Origin of the sequence: Pseudomonas sp. B21-010 (assembly GCF_024749325.1) — a bacterium.
In the GTDB taxonomy this organism is placed as follows: Bacteria; Pseudomonadota; Gammaproteobacteria; order Pseudomonadales; family Pseudomonadaceae; genus Aquipseudomonas; species Aquipseudomonas kilonensis.
In genome coordinates this window covers 1726840-1745515 of sequence record NZ_CP087198.1, presented here as the reverse complement: position 1 = coordinate 1745515, position 18676 = coordinate 1726840, and the positions used below count along the sequence as shown (strand labels likewise).

The 18676-nt window shown below is 61.0% G+C and carries 17 protein-coding genes; 3 read left to right on the top strand and 14 right to left on the bottom strand.

All coding sequences use genetic code 11. From position 1 onward, the window contains the following. Window positions 1–10: 10 nt before the first annotated feature. The 13 genes from flgJ to LOY50_RS07665 all read right to left on the bottom strand — a co-directional run bounded on the left by flgJ (window position 11) and on the right by LOY50_RS07665 (window position 15276). Window positions 11–1315: a flagellar assembly peptidoglycan hydrolase FlgJ gene (flgJ, locus tag LOY50_RS07725; RefSeq protein WP_253472397.1), complete on the bottom strand. Its 1305-nt coding sequence runs from the start codon at window positions 1313–1315 to the stop codon at window positions 11–13. Window positions 1316–1325: 10 nt separating this feature from the next. Continuing rightward, entirely contained in the window at window positions 1326–2396 is a 1071-nt protein-coding gene (locus tag LOY50_RS07720; RefSeq protein ID WP_161796644.1) for a flagellar basal body P-ring protein FlgI, read from the bottom strand. A gap of 45 nt (window positions 2397–2441) precedes the next feature. Continuing rightward, a complete protein-coding gene (gene flgH, locus LOY50_RS07715; RefSeq protein WP_253472395.1) occupies window positions 2442–3137 on the bottom strand; it encodes a flagellar basal body L-ring protein FlgH in 696 nt (231 codons plus the stop codon). Window positions 3138–3204: 67 nt separating this feature from the next. Continuing rightward, on the bottom strand, window positions 3205–3990 hold the full coding sequence (flgG, locus tag LOY50_RS07710; protein ID WP_214510726.1) for a flagellar basal-body rod protein FlgG: 786 nt from the start codon (window positions 3988–3990) through the stop codon (window positions 3205–3207). 49 nt (window positions 3991–4039) lie between these two features. Beyond that, window positions 4040–4777, bottom strand: coding sequence for a flagellar basal body rod protein FlgF (locus LOY50_RS07705; RefSeq protein WP_214510725.1), 738 nt, complete (start codon window positions 4775–4777; stop codon window positions 4040–4042). A gap of 313 nt (window positions 4778–5090) precedes the next feature. After that, on the bottom strand, window positions 5091–8597 hold the full coding sequence (locus tag LOY50_RS07700; protein ID WP_258690578.1) for a glycosyltransferase family 2 protein: 3507 nt from the start codon (window positions 8595–8597) through the stop codon (window positions 5091–5093). Continuing rightward, window positions 8594–9346 carry a bifunctional 2-polyprenyl-6-hydroxyphenol methylase/3-demethylubiquinol 3-O-methyltransferase UbiG gene (locus tag LOY50_RS07695; protein ID WP_003199040.1) on the bottom strand — a complete coding sequence of 251 codons (753 nt, stop codon included), beginning with the start codon at window positions 9344–9346 and terminating at the stop codon, window positions 8594–8596. The genes LOY50_RS07700 and LOY50_RS07695 overlap by 4 nt, the downstream gene beginning before the upstream one ends. 4 nt (window positions 9347–9350) lie before the next feature. After that, window positions 9351–10130: a phytanoyl-CoA dioxygenase family protein gene (locus tag LOY50_RS07690; protein WP_258690577.1), complete on the bottom strand. Its 780-nt coding sequence runs from the start codon at window positions 10128–10130 to the stop codon at window positions 9351–9353. Beyond that, complete coding sequence (locus LOY50_RS07685; protein ID WP_253472387.1) at window positions 10127–10684, bottom strand: GNAT family N-acetyltransferase; 558 nt, start codon at window positions 10682–10684, stop codon at window positions 10127–10129. Before LOY50_RS07685 ends, LOY50_RS07690 begins: the two co-directional genes overlap by 4 nt. Further along, complete coding sequence (locus LOY50_RS07680; RefSeq protein WP_258690576.1) at window positions 10681–11661, bottom strand: hypothetical protein; 981 nt, start codon at window positions 11659–11661, stop codon at window positions 10681–10683. Before LOY50_RS07680 ends, LOY50_RS07685 begins: the two co-directional genes overlap by 4 nt. Beyond that, on the bottom strand, window positions 11654–12412 hold the full coding sequence (locus LOY50_RS07675) for a WbqC family protein (protein WP_258690575.1): 759 nt from the start codon (window positions 12410–12412) through the stop codon (window positions 11654–11656). The genes LOY50_RS07680 and LOY50_RS07675 overlap by 8 nt, the downstream gene beginning before the upstream one ends. Beyond that, complete coding sequence (gene vioA / locus LOY50_RS07670) at window positions 12409–13527, bottom strand: dTDP-4-amino-4,6-dideoxy-D-glucose aminotransferase VioA (RefSeq protein WP_253472381.1); 1119 nt, start codon at window positions 13525–13527, stop codon at window positions 12409–12411. Before vioA ends, LOY50_RS07675 begins: the two co-directional genes overlap by 4 nt. A 186-nt stretch (window positions 13528–13713) precedes the next feature. Next, a complete protein-coding gene (locus LOY50_RS07665; RefSeq protein ID WP_214510718.1) occupies window positions 13714–15276 on the bottom strand; it encodes a sigma-54-dependent transcriptional regulator in 1563 nt (520 codons plus the stop codon). Between the two features lie 335 nt (window positions 15277–15611). Between LOY50_RS07665 and phhA the strand changes: the two genes are divergently transcribed. The 3 genes from phhA to LOY50_RS07650 all read left to right on the top strand — a co-directional run bounded on the left by phhA (window position 15612) and on the right by LOY50_RS07650 (window position 18045). Beyond that, on the top strand, window positions 15612–16397 hold the full coding sequence (gene phhA, locus LOY50_RS07660) for a phenylalanine 4-monooxygenase (RefSeq protein WP_018614446.1): 786 nt from the start codon (window positions 15612–15614) through the stop codon (window positions 16395–16397). Window positions 16398–16495: 98 nt separating this feature from the next. Then, on the top strand, window positions 16496–16852 hold the full coding sequence (locus LOY50_RS07655; RefSeq protein ID WP_003184087.1) for a 4a-hydroxytetrahydrobiopterin dehydratase: 357 nt from the start codon (window positions 16496–16498) through the stop codon (window positions 16850–16852). After that, window positions 16852–18045, top strand: a complete 1194-nt coding sequence (locus LOY50_RS07650; RefSeq protein WP_258690574.1) for an amino acid aminotransferase — start codon at window positions 16852–16854, stop codon at window positions 18043–18045. Before LOY50_RS07655 ends, LOY50_RS07650 begins: the two co-directional genes overlap by 1 nt. 42 nt (window positions 18046–18087) lie before the next feature. Here LOY50_RS07650 and LOY50_RS07645 read toward each other — a convergent pair whose 3' ends face one another. Beyond that, window positions 18088–18651 carry an NAD(P)H nitroreductase gene (locus tag LOY50_RS07645; protein WP_258690573.1) on the bottom strand — a complete coding sequence of 188 codons (564 nt, stop codon included), beginning with the start codon at window positions 18649–18651 and terminating at the stop codon, window positions 18088–18090. Window positions 18652–18676 lie beyond the last annotated feature (25 nt).

Below are 18676 nucleotides of genomic sequence, written 5' to 3'. Positions count from 1 at the left end.
GGTTCAGACCTTATAAAGTCGTGGTGGCGCCAGCCGAAGCGTAGTTTTGGTAACTCGTCATCTGCCGGGCTATGTGCGAAATCTTGCTGGCGTAGTGCGGGTCGGTGGCGTAACCGGCCTTCTGCAACTCGCGTACAAACTGTTCGGGGTTATCGGCCGACTTCAGTACATCTTGATAGCGACTGTTGCTTTGCAGCAGGTTGACCAAGTCATGGAAACTGTCGCGGTACGAGGCATAGGAGCGGAACTCGGCCGTTTCCTTGACCATCGCGCCATTGCGGAATTCGCTGGTGATCGCCCGGGCCGAATCGCCCTTCCAATTGGCGCTGGCCTTGATGCCGAACAGGTTGTGACTGCTGGTGCCATCGGGCTGGCGCATGACCGATTTGCCCCAACCGGTTTCCAGGGCGGCCTGGGCCACCAGGTAACGCGGGTCGACACCGATGCGGTCGGCGGCTTCCTTGGCCATTGGCAGCATGGCGTTGACGAATTCGTCGGCATCGCGGAAGGCCTTGCGTGCCGGTGCCAGCGGTGGCTGGGCCACGGCGCGGCCATAGACCTGCATGTCGCCTTTCGGCTCGGCGGCCTTGAGTGCAGCCAACCAGTCACCATTGGCCAGTTCGCCAGTCGCCGGCTTGACGGCGGCGATGGCGCGATCCGTCAGGACGTTCTGTGCAGGCGCATCGGCGTTGGCGGCGGCCGAAGGCACCAGCCCGGCAAGCAGGCGGTCAGCCAGTTTCGGCGGCAAGGCCAGACGGCGCTGGTTGATCAGCTCCATGTCATTGCGGTGAGTACCCTCGCCCGCCCCTTGCGGCACGTTCACCGCCCGGGAAGCCCACAGCGGACGCTGGCCGTTGGAACGCGAAAGCGGGCCATCAGGCAGCGTGCCGGCGGCCACTGGCGTTGGCACCGCTGCCTTGGCAACCTTGTCCAGCGCCTCTTGCTGCTTGGCGGCCGACAAGCTTGCCGCCTCGCCTGGCGCCAGCGGTTTGTTCTTGGACATCTGGCGCAGCAGCACATCGGCCAGGCCGATACCACCGCCTTCGCGGGACATGGAAACGGCCAACTGCTGGTCGTACATTTCCTGGTACTGCTTGGCTTGCGGTGTGTTCATCGGATTGTCCTTGCCCAGCGCATCGGTGGCCGAACGCATGGACTTGAGCATTTCGCCAAGGAACAGCGACTCGAATTCCTGGGCCACTTTACGCAGGTTGCCGTCGCTGTTCTTGTCGCCGACCTTGAGCTGGTTCAGACGGTTCAGGTCCGAGTAGGAACCCGAATCCCCGCTGATCAAAGTGCCCTTGCGCATGTCCATGGACCGGTCCTCAAATCACGATCAGGTCGGCTTGCAACGCGCCGGCCTGCTTCAAGGCTTCGAGAATCGCCATCAAGTCGCCCGGCGCCGCGCCGACCTGGTTCACCGCCCGGACGATTTCATCCAGGGTAGTGCCCGGGCCGAACTTGAACATCGGCTTGGCTTCTTGCTCGGCATTGACCCGCGAACGGGGCACTACCGCCGTCTGGCCGTTGGACAACGGGCCAGGCTGGCTGACGATCGGGTCTTCGGTGATGGTCACGGTCAGGCTGCCGTGGGTCACGGCGGCCGGAGACACTTTGACGTTCTGACCGATCACGATGGTGCCGGTACGCGAGTTGATGATGACTTTCGCCACCGCCTGGCCCGGATCGACCTCGAGGTTTTCCAGGATCGACAGGTAGTCGACCCGCTGGCTTGGGTCGAGAGGCGCGGTGACGCGGATCGAGCCACCATCGAGGGCCTGGGCCACGCCTGGGCCGAGCATGTCGTTGATCTTGTCGACGATACGCTTGGCGGTGGTGAAGTCGGAACGGTTGAGGTTCAGCGTCAGGCTGTTGCCCTGGTTGAAACCGCTCGGTACCGCACGTTCCACCGACGCGCCGCCAGGGATTCGACCGGCCGACGGAACGTTGACGGTGATCTTCGAACCGTCGCGCCCCTCGGCATCGAAACCGCCCACCACCAGGTTGCCCTGGGCGATGGCGTAGACGTTGCCGTCGATACCCTTGAGCGGCGTCAGCAGCAGAGTGCCGCCACGCAGGCTCTTGGAGTTACCGATGGACGAGACGGTGATATCCACCTGTTGGCCAGGCTTGGCGAACGCCGGCAGATCAGCACTGATCGACACGGCCGCGACGTTTTTCAACTGGACGTTGCCGGAACCGGCCGGCACCTTGATGCCGAACTGCGACAACATGTTGTTGAAGGTCTGCAGGGTGAACGGGGTCTGGGTGGTCTGGTCACCGGTGCCGTTCAGCCCCACGACCAGGCCATAGCCGATCAACTGGTTGGAACGCACGCCGGAAATGCTGGCAATGTCCTTCAGACGCTCGGCTTGAGCGGTGAAGGCCGCGGACATCACCAGGGCACCGAGCAACAGCTGCTTAAGATTCAACTGGGCCACCTAGAAAGGGAACTTCGGGCTGAGGAAGAAACGGTCGAACCAACCTGGCTGGCTCGCATCGGCAAAGGCACCGGTGCCCGAGTAGGTGATGCGTGCATCGGCCACACGGGTCGAGGAAACCGTGTTGTCGGTGGCGATGTCATCGGCGCGAACCATGCCGGCGATGCGCACCAGTTCGTCACCCGTGTTAAGGGTCAGCCACTTCTCGCCGCGCACGACGATGATGCCGTTGGGCAGCACATCGGCGACGGTCACGGTAATCGAGCCGGTCAGGCTGTTGCTCTGGCCGGACTTGCTGTCGCCCTTGGTGGCACGGTCAGAGTTGTACCCGGCGTTGAGGCTCAGGTCGTTGCCCCCGATCGGGTTGTTGGCGGTCAAGCTGGAGCCGAACAGCGAGGTCAGGCCGACGCTGGTATTGCTGGTCTTGTCCATTTGCGAGTTGGCGTTCTTGCTGGCCTGGGTCCGCTCGTTCAGGGTGATGGTGATGATGTCACCGACCCGGAAGGCCTTGCGGTCGCTGTACAGGTTCTGCTCGAAGCCGGCCTGGTAGATCGAACCATTGTTGGCCGCAGCCGGCAACGGCGTGCGCGGCAACACCGGGGCGTAATACGGGTCATTGGGCCTGGGTGTCGGCGCGACACAGCCCGCGAGTGCGGTGATCCCACTCAGTGCCAGAACAGATACGAAGCGTTTCATGACCCTACCTCTTGGTGTTGCAGGCGACCCTGGGGCCGCCCTGTCTATGCAATGACGGACGACGTGATTACAGATTCTGCGTAACGAACGAGAGCATCTGGTCGGCAGTGGAGATCACCTTGGAGTTCATCTCGTAGGCGCGCTGGGTGGTGATCATGTTGACCATCTCCTCCACGGTGCTCACGTTGGACGTTTCCAGGGTGTTCTGCAGCGTGGTGCCGAAACCGTTCAGGCCCGGGGTGCCGATTTGTGGCGCACCACTGGCGGCGGTTTCCAGGAACAGGTTGTTGCCCACCGCTTGCAGGCCGGCCGGGTTGATGAAGTCGGCGGTCTGCAGGTTGCCGATCACTTGGGAGGCCGGGTTGCCCGCCACCGTGATGGACACGGTGCCGTCACGGCCCACGGTAAAGGTCTGGGCATCGTTCGGGATGATGATCGCCGGCTCCAGGGCGAAACCGCTGGCATTGACGATCTGGCCGTTGGAATCGAGGTGGAACGTACCGTCACGGGTGTAGGACGTGGTGCCGTCCGGCTGCAGGATCTGGAAGAAACCGCGACCGTCGATGGCCATGTCCAGCGGCTGCTCGGTGGTTTGCAGGCTGCCGGCGGTGAAGTTTTTCTGGGTGCCGACAATGCGTACACCGGTACCCACTTGCAGGCCCGACGGCAGTTCGCTGTCCTGGGTCGACTGGGCGCCAGGCTGGCGTTTCACCTGATACAGCAGGTCCTGGAACTCGGCACGATCACGTTTGAAACCCGTGGTCGAAACGTTCGCCAGGTTGTTGGAAATGGTCGTCAGGTTGGTGTCCTGGGCGGACAGACCTGTTTTGGCAACCCATAGAGCCGGAAGCATTCGATTCTCCTCGTACGCCTGTTTTTCGGCGCGACGCTTTAGTTAATGGTTAGATCTGCAAGACCCGAGCCATGGCCTCGTCGCCTTCTTTGGCGGTGTTCATCATCTTGACGTGAAGCTCGAACTGCTTGGCCAGGGCCAGCACCGAGGTCATCTCATCCACGGCATTGACGTTGCTCGCTTCCTGGAAACCCGACACCAACTGCACGTTGGCATCGATGGGCGCCGGCTGGCCGTCCTTGGTCCGGATCGAACCATCCAGGCCCTTGGTCATGTTCTTGAGGTCCGGGTTGACCAGCTTGATGCGGTCCACTTCAGCCATTACCCGCGGGCCTTCGCCCATGGCGCGGATGCTGATGGTGCCGTCCTGGCCGATCTCGATTTTCTGCTCCGGCGGCACGGCGATCGGACCGCCGTTGCCCATCACCGGCATGCCGTTGCCGGCCCGCAGTACGCCCAGGGCGTCAACATTGAGGCTGCCGGTGCGCACGTAGCTTTCACCGCCGTCGGGGTTCTGCACGGCCATCCAGCCCGGCCCGCTGACCGCGACGTCGAGGTCGCGACCGGTTTCAATCAGCGCACCCGGGGTGAAATCAGTAGCAGGTCGTTCGGACAGGGCAAACGCCCGCGCCGGAAAGCTGTCGCCGAACACCGGCATCGAGCGCGCCTGCTCCAGGTCTTTCTGAAAACCATTGGTGGAGATGTTCGCCAGGTTGTTGGCATGGGCCCGCTGCGCCAGTGCGTTCTGGCTGGCGCCGGTCATTGCCACATAAAGGTACTTGTCCACTGTCGTTCCTCTGCATGCCGGACGTTTGCCGCCCACTGCTGTGTTGCACAGCCTTAAGCAATTTGCAGACCAACTTTTTTCTGGCGGGGCCAGGCCCGGCAAACAAAGGGTTTGAGGGATTCAGAGGGGGGTTGATTAAATGTGTCGAAGTCGAAAAACCGGCGGTGTCATGCCGTTAAGTGGCAAGTGTCAGCCTTTGATCGCTTCTACTGCAGCGCGGTATGGCGCAGCCTGTGCGAGCAGACCACAGAGGGTCGGATTGACCATTGAGGCGGCAGGGGGTACTTCCCCTGCCGCCTCACTCAGGCCTCCGTCAGTTGGGCAGCCATCCCTTGACCCAATGTGCCGCGTAGGTATCGTCGAAGACCCAGTTGGCCAGCACTTGCTCGCGCAGTCGCTCAGCTTGTTGTCGTGAGGCGTGCCGATCAGCCAGGTGCCCGTTGATCGCCTCCAGCCACTGCCCTCGGCTGTCAGCGATCCGCGTGATGGCGAGATCGCCCAGGTAATCGGCGGTGTCGCTGCCGATCACACTGTAGCCGCAAGCACCATACTGCAGATGATGAAGCAAGCTCGCCCCTTGGTCGTTCTTACCGAAGCCCTGTGGAGCGAGGACAATATCCAGGTTGAGGCTGGCCATGACATCGGGATTGTCGTGAACGTCATCATGAACCTCGCAGGCGAGCGCTTGCAGATACGTGGGCACATCCCCCCAGAGCACCCACTCCACTTGACCGGCCAGCGCTTGCATCAACTCAAGGATCAACGGCTGGACGAAGGGTTGCGCCGGATCGATAGCGCAGCCTATGCGAGGGATGCCAAACGTCTGGCGCACGACGGAAAGATTGCGCCATCTGTTGTCCAGGCGCGTTTCGAGAACACGAATATCCTGATGCAGCCCGGCACAGGCGTGGGCCATTGCAGGCGTCGCCACCACGACGCAGTCAACCAGGCTTGCCGCTTGCTGCAGCGAAGTCATCCACCCCGGAACCTCTGGCGTCAGCGTATCCAGCTCAAGGACCTTGAACGCGCGGGAAAGAGTGCTGATGCTTTGCATCTGCTCCAGTCGAAGCGGGTCAGCCTGATGCTGGAAGACGATGACGTCGGGGTTGTAGCGCGCAAGCGTCGTTGCCGGTAACAGGCTACTGCTGATGCAGCCTTCGATTCTGCCGAAGTCGCGCAAAGCCTTGAACGGCTCGACAATACGCAACCTGGCGGCTTTTGCCGACTTCGCAGGATGCACCAACACCACAGGCAGCGGCCGCCAGGACAGCGGTCGCCAGGACAGCTCGTTGATGGCTTCCAGCTCGAAGCCGGCGCCGCGCAACGACAGGTTGCTGTTGTAGGCAGGATCATTGGCCAGGACGCTCAGCCATTTACTCAAGGCTTGCTCTTGTTCCAAGGCGAAGCGTTGCTGGTTGAGTGGGTCCTTGCCAACGCTTGACCAAGTCCCCTCCCCCTCATGCACGAGCACGGCATGAGGGGTCCAGACATTCAGATAGCCAAGGTTCGCCACTTTCAGGCACAGGTCCAGATCGTTGCAGGTGACCTGGAACAGCGCGTCATCCATACCGCCGGCTTCCAGGTAGATCGCCGTGCGAATCATCAGACAGGCCGCACTGACCGCACTGGTGTTTTGGTCGACCACCAGGCGCTGCATGTAGCCGCCGCCGTTGGCAGCCTGATCGGTGAATGGGCTGCCGGCAGGGCCGCGCAAACCGGTGATCAGGCCTGCATGCTGGACGGTGCCTTCCGGGGTAATCAGCTTGGCGCCAACGATCCCCACTTCGGGGCGCAAGGCGTGGTTGAGCAGTTCATCCAGCCAATCCTCGCGGATGATTGCCGTATCGTTGTTCAACAACACCAGGTATTCGCCGCGCGCCTGACTGGCCGCCAGGTTGTTCATGGCGCTGAAGTTGAATGGATAAGGGAAGCGGATGACACGAACCTTGTCCCCCCCGATCGACTCCATCTCGCTCAGCCAGGTGAGTGCCTCTTCGGTCTCGCTGCCATTGTCGATCAGAATAATCTCGAAGTACGGATAGCGGGTCTTGGACAACAGGCTTTCCACGCAGCGCTGCAGCAGCGGCAACTGGTCCCGGGTAGGAATCAGGATCGACACCAGGGGCTGTTGATCATGACCGTACTTGATGTGGTAATGCCGAGGCGGCTCCTGCAGGACCCTGGCGTTCGTGTAGCCGCGATTGTCCAGGTGCCGTTGCAGGGCATAGAGCTCGTCCGGGTTATCGACAAGGGTCGGCGTGTTGCTGGCTACCAGCGGCTCGTTCAGATGGGCGATGCCGTTCATGCTCCCGGTTTCGATCAGTCGCAGGATCAAGTCCAGCTCGAGCGCCGCAGGCACCTGAGGATCGTAACCGCCAACCTCCAGCGCCAACTCGCGACGAATCAGCCAGTGGTTGGCCATAGTCAACGGCAGGCTCAAGAGGTAGTCGAGGTTGATGCTAGGCCGGAAGACCGCTTGAGGGCCATTCTCTGAGCGATACATGCCATCGCAATAGATCATCCGGCAACCGTTGGCACCCGGCAGTTCCAGATCGAGCATCAACGTGCCCGCAGGCAAGACCTCGTCGCCGGCCGTCAGCAGCATGATCCAGTCGCTGTCGTCTGCCTGCAGAACTTCGTTCAACTCGACGGCGCCTGGCTGGGCGCAGGTGAGCCAGTGCAGACTGCCGGGCAAGTTGGCCGGACTTGGCGCAGGGCTCAAGACCACCATGCTCATGCTGATCGAGGAGCGTGATCGCCACAGCGCAAGACTTTCCACGGTATCGCTCAAGGCATTGAAGTCGCCCTGGGGATCGAGTATCAGCAGCGTCAGGCTGGTTTGTCCGCTGAGCTGCTGACGGCGCTGATCGACAAGTTGCTGCTGGATCGGCGTCAGCACTCGGTTGCGCAGCCAGTCCTTGATGGAGGGCACACGAACATCAATGGCATGCTGTATAGCAGCCTGCTGAGTGATATCGATGAAACGTTCCAGTTGAGGCCAGAAGTCCTTTTCAAGGTCCAGCCAGCGCCTGCGAGCTTGCATCACCGTCGCACGGGCGCGCTCCAGCCCACCTGGTTCGTCATAAAGTGCCGAGCCCGCATCACCAAACTGCTCGATGAACGGCTGGGTCTTCACATGACCGCCAGGCATGTAGATAACCGGGCAACCACAAAGCATGGCTTCGGTACACGTTGCCGAAATTTCGTAACTGTAAAGCGTTGAGGCCGTTCGAAAAATCTGTGCCAGTTCAGCAAGGGTCTTCGGGTTGTCCATGCTCAGGACTTCGATACCGTCCGGCAACATCGAGTAGTCGACCTTGGACCTGTCGATGCGGTGCAGGTACAGGTAGTTGCCACTGCGCTGCACCGGCTCGGTTGGCGGTGAAAACAACTCCGAGTCGATGACCGGCAACAGGAGCAGGTTGCTGTTATCGCTGTCGCCACCGAAATCCTGGGTGAAATAGAAAAACAGGTCTGATTTTTGCGACTTGATCGCACGGCCAGTGAGGAAGCCTTCACGGTTCAGAATGTAACGGGCTACGATCGGTGCGTCTAACGGGTTACCGTCCATCACCTCGGAATACACAGCAATGGGCGCCAAGCCTAGCGACCGGTGCTGCCGACGCACCTCGTCGGTAAGGATCGGGGTGCGCAGTTTCGGGTTGACCTGGCAGGGCGTGAGGTAGGCCTCGTAGCCGGACAGGTTCAGGACGTGGCACAGGTAGTGCAATACGCACACGCCCGAGGAGGTTTCCCGATAGTTGGGAGCACCGATGTAGTAAGGGTGACGCGGTTTGCCATGCAGGGACGGGGTGGTCATACGGTGGCCTTGGGGCTGGAGGGCTGCTCACAAATGACGAAGACACTGGCGCACAAGTCTGGATAGACCATGCCCAGGGCATGGCAGGCATCCATGAAACGCTCATCGATAAGCTGGGTTTCCAGAGCCTTGTCCAGCTGGAAGTTGGCCAGCGGCTTGAAGAAGACCCCTCCACGGTGGCTCACATGCCAACCGGCACTGCGTACTTCGTGATCGAGGGTATCGAGGGTGTAGGTCACTCGGTGGCCATGCAGACGCTCGCCTTCGGTCACGGCACTGTTGTGCTCGATCAAGCCCATCTTGACGGCGATCTGGCGCGAAGGTGCATTGGCGTTTGGTACGGCAATGAACAAACGCCCCCCAGGCGCGAGCCAGTTGCGCACGCGCTTGAGCACTGCCTGGCGGTCGTCGAGGTGCTCCAGGGTGTGGATCAGGAAGATATTCTCGAAGCGTGGTTCCAGCTCGGCTTCTTCAAAGGTACTGCAGACGAACCTGACGCCTGAGCCGACCTTTTTACGGGTGACATCGATCAGGTCGCTGGCCGCTTCGATGACCGTCAGGTCGGCAAAGCGCTCAGCGAACAGCGTCGTAAAGGCACCTTCGAAGCAACCCATTTCCAGGGTCGGTCCCTTCGCCAGCCAGGGGCCGAAGCTGTCCAGCATGTAGCGTCGCAGCCGCGAATCGAAATCGTAGAAGTAGCTGCGGTGAGCGTTATCCTGAAACTCTTTGTTGTAATCGCGTACGGACATGGTGTTATTCCTGACTTTTCCTGTAGAAACGCTGTTCTTCAGGTTGGTACCACTCGTGAAGGGTCGAGGGGGTACGGGCATACCACCCCAGCAGTTGTTGCATGCTCGGTGTTTGCGAGCGGCAGAAGTCTTCGCCGAGCGCTCGGCAATAATCGAACTGCGGTTTGAAATAGCTGCGTGTGAAGGTCAGCGTCAGGCACCGTCGTGGTTGGTCGGTACGATTGACACCGGCGGCATGCCAGATGCGTGAATCGAACAAGTAGATAGAACCAGCACTGCCCAAGGCCTTGCGGGCCTGCTCCTCGAACACCTGAGGCTCGGGTTTGTCCGGTGCCGCGTGCGAACCCGGCAGGAACAGGGTCGCACCGTTGTCGACAGTGAAGTCGTCGAGCAGCACCAGCGCCTGGGCCATCTGCATGGACTCGGCTGACCAGGAACGTACGTCACGGTGCACATTACGCACATAGGCGTCGGTGCTGCTCAGGTTGTTCAGGCCGCCAAACGAATTGAGAATCGCGGCACCGCCGAGCATGTGCCGCAGAATGTCGACGATCCCCCATTCGGCGAATCGATCGAGCAATTCAACGAAACTGGAGTCCTGCGTCAGGATATGGTGCGCGGTCTGTTCGGTTCGCTGGGTAATACCATTTTCCAGTTGCACCTGACGGCAACGGTCTATGGCGCGCCCCAGGTCTTCGCGCAGTTGGCCGAGCAGCGGATCCGCAATCAGGGAGGGCAGGCAGACGTAGCCGTTCGCTTGCAGCGCTTGCAACACCGGGTTCATAGGTTGTCTCCCCGCGCGGCTTGCCAGGCGCGGTACTCTTCGGCGCTCACGCCCAGCATGATGCGGTCCCAACGCTGGCCCTTGCGGTAGTACCACTGGCGCTGCACACCCTCGATGACCCAAGGGGTCTTGCGCGTGTAGGTCGCCAGGGACGCCGCGTTGTACTCAATGATGGTGGTCGAGAGGCGGCTCAAGCCCAGTTCGTCGAAGGCATAGCGCATCACCGTGGCAATCACGTCGGTGCCATGACCCTGGCCGCGCAGGGAGGAGTCGCCAATCATCATGCCGTGTTCGGCTGTGCGGTTTTTCCAGTCGATGCTGACCAGGTTCGCCGTACCGATCAGGCCATGGCCTTGGACCTCGATACCGAATCGCTGATTGAGCGAGTCGCTCTTGAGACCCAATAGCCACTCCCTTTGCGCTTCCCGCGAGGTGGGGAAATGCCATCCGCCCAGCAGGCTCCAGAGGGCCTCATCGTTGGACCATTGATGCAGCAGCGGCAAGTCCTCAAGCTCCAGTGCCCTGAGCAGGATGCGTTGACCTTGAATGCTCATGATTTTCCCGTGTTCTGAAGGATGACGTCGGCGAGACGATTCATGTCATCGACGTTGTATCGCTGGTCGATCGGCAGCGGCAGCAAGCATTGTGCCCAGTCCCTTTCGATGGGCGGCACAGTTGGATTGTCCAGCACTTCACGCCAGTAGCTGGGCACATAGATATGTTGGTCCAGCAGTTGAGCGCGTAATCGGGTGGCCGTCTCGGCGGACTTGACCAGCAGCGGGTAACACAATGCGGCAACGGGCTGCACCGGCCAGATGGCAAAGCGGTTGAGGTGGTCCAGGCGTCGGCGCAGGTGCGCCAGGTTGTCTATCCTGCGCCTGGCGACTTCGTGGTAATCAATACTGTCGAGCAGGCGCGCAGTGCTGGTGGCCATCGCCTTGACGCCATCGTTCTCCAGCGCCTGCTCCAATGCCTGGAACGTCGCATAGTGATGTTGCGGGGAGTCTTCAAGGCGCCCCAGCAGCGCGCCGAAACGCGCCTGGGAACGACTGCTCTGCGCTTGCGGCAGGCCAGCAGGGGCATTGGCCAGCCAGCCACCATCAGCAACGCCGACGAACTTGCGCGGGGAGTAAAGGGTTGCAATCGCGGACTGCGGCTGGGAAAACAGCGCCTGGGAATTGTCGACGATCAATTGCTTGCCGTAGCGAACAGCAAGCACCTCGCTGATGTAGTCGGCTTTGAGTCCGAAATAATTGACGAACAGCAAAGCCTCATCGGCTTGCAGGGCTGGGAGATCCGCCAGCTCGAGCCGCTCGGTCAGCGCATATCGCAACACTTCTATGCCGGACCCGCGCAGCACGTCCTGCATGACATCGCAGATGTAGATAGGCAGATGAACCCGGCGCAGGTTGCGCGCCAACACCAACGCCTTGAAGGCTGAGCGGGCCGAGTTGAAGGCAACGGCCTGCGGGTAAGGATGGTGCCCCTTGCGCAGCTCCAGTTCGAAATAACCGCCGATGGCTTCAGGCACGGACAATCTCTCCTCGTTTTGCCCACGCCCCCACGACCTGCGCGTCGTTGTACATCAAGGCGTCGAGAATCGACAGGCCGGGCACGAAGGGCTGTTCAGCATCCCCCTGTCGGTAGTCGGGCAAGGTGGCCTTGAGCAACTCCAGGCTGATACCGGCCTGTTGGAATGCCTCGGCCTGGTAAAGATGAGCGCCGTTGAAGGGGTTGAGGTAGCGGGTGCCAGCGCAAGCCTGGACCACATCGAGTACCCGGTCCTGGGCTCGGCTGTCAGTGCAAATCGACAGATCGCTGGAACGGATGATCGGCGTTTGCAACCCGATCAGGGAACAGCAGGACCGCAGTATCCGTTCGTTGAGCTCAGCGATGCTCGAAGCAGGCTCGACCAGCAGTGCCTCAAGCCACGCAAGCACGCGCGGCGCGTGGGGCGCACGGCGATAGGCGAAGCTCAGCTTGTTAAGGATATCGCCAGGGTCGAACGTCTCGGCAATACGTTTTTCCATGATCTGATCAGTGTGACTACCCTTGGTCAGTGACACCCGGAACCACTTCGGCTCCTGTCCCAGCAGATAGCGGTTGCGTTCAATCCAGCCGTTCTTGATGAACTGCACATTGTCGTAGATGACAAAACAGTCGACAGCAGCGATCAGCTGAAAATAACCCAGATAGGGCAGCAAGTAAGGTTGCATGAGTGCAATGCGGCGCTGCTGGTCAGTTGCCGGGGCGCACACCTTCGAGGTGAGGGCCTGGCTCATGCCGCCCGAGCCTTGAGCAGTACCTCGATGATCCGCGTCTGGGTCTGCGGATCGAGATCCGGATAGATCGGCAGGCACAGTACCTCGCGAGACACTTTGTAGGCATTCCCCAAATGAGAGAGATCCGAACTGGGCAGGCCGCGGTACATCGGAAACTCGCATATCAGCGGGTAGAAATACCGGCGCACGAGAATGTTTTCAGCACGGTAGCGGTCATACAGCTCGTCCCGGCTCACGCCGAAGCGCTCACCGTCGACCAGGATCGGACAATAGGCATAATTCCAGTCCAGCCCCTGCGGTTGCTCCAGGAGACTGATACCAGGTATGCCTTCCAGCGCGCTCTGATAATACTCAAACACCTTTTGTCGACGGCTGAGAGCCTCATCGATATAGCGCAACTGCAGCACACCAAAGGCGGCCTGCAACTCGTTCATCTTCCCGTTGATGCCGGGAGCCATGACCGTGACTTCATCGGCAAAACCGAAATTCTTCAGGTAATCGATACGCTGCTTGATCTTTTCGTCACGGCAGATGATGGCGCCGCCTTCGAAAGTATTGAAGACCTTGGTGGCGTGGAAGCTGAGGATCGACAGGTCGCCGTTGTTGAGGATGCTTTCGCCGTTGTGTCGGACCCCGAAGGCATGTGCGGCGTCATAGATAACCTTGAGTCCATAGGTGTCGGCGACGTCCTGGATGCCCTCGACATCACAGGGAATGCCATAGCAATGGACCGGAAGAATCGCCGAAGTCGCCGGGGTGATGGCTTCGGCGATACGTCGCGGATCGAGGTTCTTGGTAACTGGATCGATATCCACGAACACCGGTTTGAGATTGTTCCACAGCAGCGAGTGAGAGGTAGCCACGAACGAATAGGGCGTAGTGATGACTTCACCAGTGATGCGTAGAGCCTGGAGCGCCGTCACCAATGCCAGGGTACCGTTGGAAAACAGCGAAAGATGCTGGACGCCGAGGTACTCGGCCAACTCCTTTTCCAGTTGTTCGTGGAAAGGGCCGCCGTTGGTCAGGCGCTTACTGTCCCAGATACGCTGCAGGTAAGGCGTGAACTCTTCCAGAGGAGGTAGCAGCGGGCTGGTAACGGTAATGGAATCGGCCATGGGTACACTACTCGGGTGACTGAAAAATGGCACACGACTCGGGAATCCCTCAGACGCGGCGTTGCATCACGGTCTATATCGGCGGGCTGCAACGCCATGAAACCGACAGCTGACTCTTGATGTGCGGGTACTCCAGCAAAAAATCGGCCAACTCCTTGCGAGCCCGATAATCGGCGTCACCTCAGCTCACGCACTGGGTTCTTTGCCGACTTCGTATTCGCGCAACTTATTGGCAATGGTCGTATGGGAAACCCCCAGCCGCTTGCCCAGTTGCCGGCTGCTGGGGTGCTCGGAGTACAAGCGCTCCAGCACCGCTTTCTCGAAGCGCCCGACAATGTCGTCCAGGCCACCCTCAAGGGAAAAATCGCCAAGGGGTTGGCGCACGCCGTAGTCCGGCAGGCGGATATGCTCGGCCTTCACCGTCCCGCCGTCGCACAGGGAAACCGCCTGGAACAGCACGTTTTCCAGTTGCCGGACGTTGCCCGGCCAGTGGTAGTGGCTGAGACGGTCCATCGCCGCCGGGGCCAGCTTGGGCAAGGCGCAGCCGATCTGGCGGCTGGCCTGGTCGAGGAAATGTTCAACCAGCGGCGCCAGGCCATCGAGGCATTCGCGCAGCGGTGGGATGTGCAAGGAAAGCACGTTCAAGCGGTGGTACAGATCCTGGCGGAATTCGCCCCGGGCGCAGAGTTCGGACAAATCGACCTGGGTGGCGCAGATCACCCTGACGTCCAGGTACACCTCTTCATCGCTGCCGACACGCCGGAAGCAACCGTCCTGCAAAAAGCGCAGCAGTTTCACTTGCAGGCGCGGGCTCATTTCCCCGACCCCGTCGAGGAACAGCGTCCCCCCGGCAGTCAGTTCCAGCAGGCCGAGCTTGCCTTCGGCCCGGGCGCCTTCGAAGGCTCCGGGGCCGTAGCCGAACAGCTCGGTCTCGGCCATGGACTCGGGCAGCCCGGCACAGTTGAGCGCCATCAATGGCGATTGCCCGCGCGGGCTCGCCAGGTGACAGGCGCGGGCCAGCAGCTCCTTGCCAGTGCCGGTTTCACCCTCTATCAATAGCGGCGCGTCCAGCGGTGCCATGCGCCGGGCCTCACGGACCACCGCCGCCATGACCTTCGAACTCTGGAAAATACTGTCGAAGCCACGCAGCTCCTGTTTGCGCACGTTATAGATACGTTCGCCCACCCGGTCGGCCCGGTGCAGCGTCAGCACCGCACCGGCCATGGCTTCGCTGTCGTCGTGCTCCGATTGCAGTGGCGCGATGTCGGCCAGGAACACATCGCCCTTGACCTTGACCCGCAGGCCGTTGATGCGCGACTGGTTGGCCCGCACCAGTTCCGGCAAGTCGAAATCCTCGGCATAGCGGGACAGGGGAATCCCCGGCACCTCGTCCACTCGCACCCCGAGCAACTGCGCCGCCGCCCGGTTGGCCGCAACGATGGAGCCGCCCATGTCGATGGACAGCACCGGGAATTCCAAGGCACCGAGCAAGGCGTTGAGCTCCATGTGCCGACGCTCGCTGGGCATCAGCCCTACACGCTTGACGCCAAATACCCCGGCAATGCCTTCGAATTTCGGACGCAGCGCCTGGAACTGGATGTTGATCAGGTTTGGGCAGTGCAGGTAGATCGCATTGCCATGCTCGCCACCCACCTCCCCCCGGGCGACGTTGATGCCGTACTCCACCAGCAGGTTGAGGATGTCCCGCAGGATGCCGATGCGGTTCTGGCAATGGACTTTGATGCGCATGAAGAGGCCCGGGTGCGTATGAGATAGAAAGGCGCGCCATTCAAATCCCCCTGTGGCGAGGGAGCTTGCTCCCTCGCCACAAAGGTTTTCTGCGCGACAACGCAAATAGTCGTCAAGATTATGTGACAGATGTAGGCCGATTCCCACCTGAAAAACCCGACAACACCGCAGCACCGACCAATTCGTAACGAAAACTTTACAAATTAACCCTTTCTTCACCCAAGCCCTCTTAGCCAGGCCGATGCGTATCCCCCTGCTTCGAGTTATCTCTAATACATCGCTGGACATAACAACAAACACATCTTCCCCCAGAGGGAAATCAGCAGGAGAGCAGCATGAAGCAGACGCAGTACGTGGCCCGCGAGCCCGATGCGCAAGGTTTTATCCACTACACCGCCGAAGAACATGCGGTGTGGAACACGCTGATCACCCGCCAGCTGAAAGTCATCGAAGGCCGTGCGTGCCAGGAATACCTGGACGGCATCGACAAGCTTGGCCTGCCCCACGACCGTATCCCGCAACTGGATGAAATCAACAAGGTGCTGGGCGCGACCACGGGCTGGCAAGTCGCCCGGGTGCCGGCGCTGATCCCCTTCCAGACCTTCTTCGAATTGCTCGCCAGCAAGCAGTTTCCAGTGGCGACCTTCATTCGTACCCGCGAAGAGCTGGATTACCTGCAAGAGCCGGACATTTTCCACGAGATCTTCGGCCACTGCCCGCTGCTGACCAACCCCTGGTTTGCCGAATTCACCCACACCTACGGCAAGCTCGGCCTACAGGCGTCCAAGGAAGAACGCGTCTACCTGGCGCGCCTGTACTGGATGACCATTGAGTTCGGCCTGGTGCAGACCCCGCAGGGCCGGCGCATCTACGGTGGCGGCATCCTGTCCTCGCCCAAGGAAACCGTGTACTGCCTGTCCGACGAGCCTGAGCATCAGGCCTTCGATCCACTGGAAGCCATGCGCACGCCGTATCGCATCGACATCCTGCAACCGGTGTATTTCGTGTTGCCCGAGCTCAAGCGCCTGTTCGACCTGGCCCACGAAGACATCATGGGCATGGTCAAGCGCGGTCGGGAACTGGGCCTGCACACGCCGAAATTCCCACCGAAGGCTGCGTGAACCGCGTCTTTTAATCTCAATTGAGTCTGTTGCACAACACGGCTTTGCTTTAGCGTGGGTGCATCGACGTTTTCAAATATTCGATCCGGGAACACACCATGAACACTCTGAACCAAGCCCATTGCGAAGCCTGCCGCGCCGATGCCCCACAAGTCAGCGACGAAGAACTGCCGGTGCTGATCAAGCAGATCCCCGACTGGAACATCGAAGTGCGCGACGGCGTGATGCAACTGGAAAAAGTTTTCCTGTTCAAGAACTTCAAGCACGCCTTGGCATTCACCAACGCTGTCGGTGAAATTTCCGAGGCCGAAGGCCACCACCCTGGCTTGCTCACCGAATGGGGCAAAGTCACCGTGACCTGGTGGAGCCACTCCATCAAGGGCCTGCACCGCAACGATTTCATCATGGCCGCCCGCACCGATGACGTGGCCAAGACCGCCGAGGGCCGCAAGTAATGCATTTCGACGCCATCGGCCGGGTACCCGGCGACCCGATCCTGGGCCTGATGGAGGCCTACGGGGCGGACGCCAACCCGAGCAAGTTCGACCTGGGCGTGGGCGTCTACAAGGATGCCCAGGGCCTGACGCCGATTCTTCAGTCAGTGAAACAGGCTGAACAACGGCTAGTGGATCGCCAGACCACCAAGACCTACATCGGCGGCCATGGCGACGCTGCGTTCGGCCAATTGATCAACGAGCTGGTGCTGGGCGCCGACTCACCACTGATCAGCGCCAAACGTGCCGGCGCCACCCAGACACCAGGCGGCACCGGTGCGCTGCGCCTGAGTGCCGACTTCATCGCCCAATGTTTGCCGGGCCGTGGCGTGTGGCTGAGCAACCCGACCTGGCCGATCCACGAGACCATCTTCGCCGCGGCCGGGGTCAAGGTCAGTCACTACCCTTACGTGGGCGCCGATAACCGCCTGGATTTCGAAGCAATGCTGGCGGCCCTGAACCAGGCGCCCAAAGGTGATGTGGTGCTGCTGCACGCCTGTTGCCACAACCCCACCGGGTTCGACCTGTCCCATGAGCAATGGCACCAGGTGTTGGAGGTGGTGCGCGACCGCGACCTGCTGCCACTGATCGACTTCGCCTACCAGGGCTTCGGCGATGGGTTGGAACAGGACGCCTGGGCGGTCCGGCTGTTTGCCCAGACCCTGCCGGAAGTGCTGGTCACCAGTTCCTGCTCGAAGAACTTCGGCCTCTACCGCGATCGTACGGGTGCGTTGATCGTCTGTGCCCGGGATGCCGAGAAGCTGGTGGACATCCGCAGCCAACTGGCAAACATCGCCCGCAACCTGTGGTCGACACCGCCGGACCATGGTGCGGCCGTGGTGGCGACCATTCTCGGCAACCCGGAACTCAAGAGCCTGTGGGCCGATGAAGTCCAGGCCATGCGCCTGCGCATCGCGCAATTGCGCAGCGGCTTGCTGGAGGCCCTCGAACCCCATGGCTTGCGCGAGCGCTTCGCCCATATCGGCGTGCAACGCGGGATGTTTTCCTACACCGGCCTGACGCCGGAACAGGTCAAGCACCTGCGCGAGCGCCACAGTGTCTACATGGTCGGCACCGGCCGGGCCAACGTGGCCGGCATCGACGCCACGCGCCTGGACCTGCTGGCCGAGGCTATTGCTGACGAGTGTAAATAACGCCACCGTCGGCCGTTGATTTTGTGGCGGGGGAGCTTGCTCCTACAGGCCTGTCCACTCGCTGACAAATTCGGCGGTTTCCACCTTCGGCGCCGTGCGCGCTTCTTTCTGCGGCGTGCCCAGGTAGAGGAAACCGATCACCTCTTCCCCGTCCTCAAGGCCAAGCCCCCTGGCCACATGCGGCGAGTACGCCAGTTCACCGGTGCGCCACACGCCGCCAACCCCTTGGGCATACGCCGCCAACAAGATGCCATGGGCCGCGCAGCCGGCCGCCAACAGTTGCTCGGATTTGGGGATTTTGAAATGGTCCTGCAGACGGGCGATCACCACCACGACCAGGGGCGCGCGCAATGGGCCGTTGAGGGCCTTTTCCACGACGGCTTCCGGTACCAGCGGGTCATTGAACCGCGCTGCTTCGGCCAGCAGTTCGCCCATGCGATTGCGCGCCTGCCCTTCGACCGTCAGAAAACGCCATGGCCGCAACTGGCCGTGATCCGGTGCCCGCATGGCCGCGGCGAACATGAGTTCGCGCTGTTCCGGCGTGGGGGCCGGCTCCACCAGGCGCGGGACGGAAACACGGTTGAGCAAAGCGTCGAGAGCCTGCATCGGCCACCTCCTGAAAAAATGTCCG